The 1,045-nt window shown below is 43.1% G+C and carries 1 protein-coding gene; it reads left to right on the top strand.

The features are described 5' to 3' along the window. Positions 1-991 (top strand): type VI secretion system baseplate subunit TssF (gene tssF / locus R7Q47_RS26450; RefSeq protein WP_318090285.1); only part of this gene is annotated, 991 nt, incomplete at its 5' end. Between the last annotated feature and the right edge of the window lie 54 nt (positions 992-1,045).

Here is a 1,045-nt window from a genome sequence, read left to right as displayed (position 1 = left end):
GCAGGTCGAGATTTGCTTTTACTTCGATACAAGTGATGACTGGCTACCAAAGCAAGTAGACGAGGAAAGTGTCATGGTTGGCTGTGTTCCCATTGTAAATCTGTTCAAATCAACCATGGAACCTAAACGTCTCCTTCCAACAGAGTACGAGTATCAATTATCTCCTCAGTACCAAGATGCAGAGAGTAATGAAGTTGTCTCGATTTCTGATGTTACCTTGAGAAACTGGAACAAAACTTACGAGCACTTACCCTGCTACCATTCAGGAGAGCACACGCACTACATGAGCGCGAGTGAAGTGTATTGGTTAATGAGACGAGAGGATAAAAACTGGGCCGGTGGCTACGATGAGCCTGGTCGAGAGACTTATGTTTCTTTTGTTGATAAGCAATACCAGTTGTTCAGCCCTGAAAGCAGAGATAATTGGCTGATGTATGTGGAAGCTGAGTGTTGCAATCGTAATTTGCCACAAAAAATTCCATTTGGTGGCGGGCTACCAAAGGTTCAGTTACCCAATGTTGATGATAATTTTAAATCAATCAGGTGCTTAACGTCTCTCTCCGAAACGCTTAGACCAGAGATGGATGAAAGCACACGCTGGCAGCTTACCAAGCTATTAGCATTGAACCATTTTACTGAAGCTGACGGCCTAGCAACGTTAAAACAAACATTGAACTTGTATGCATTTGCAGGCACTGCCGAAACAAAAGCCGTTATAGATGCTCTAGTCAAGCTAGAGTTTGAACATACAACCGGTAGGGTTAGTCAGAAAGGAAAAGTTGGTTTTGCACATGGAGTAAAGCTGGTTCTAACAGTATCCGATCAGATACTGCCAAAAGAGCAGATCTTTTTATTGGGTAGCGTGTTATCTGTTTACTTTGCTCAATATGCGGAGATTAACGTGTTTACGCAGTTAGAGATTAAGTTGAAATCAACCAGCAGCTCCTTTCACGTATGGCCTGCGCTGACAGGTGATAAGGTGTTGTTATGAGCTCAGAGGACTTCTACCGCGAGCTAAAGCAACGTTCTTTGTTTGAAGCTATTC

The organism is Vibrio sp. Vb0349 (genome assembly GCF_033338975.1).
The sequence above is the reverse complement of the archived record's forward strand: the minus strand, read 5'-3'. Positions and strand labels throughout refer to the sequence as shown.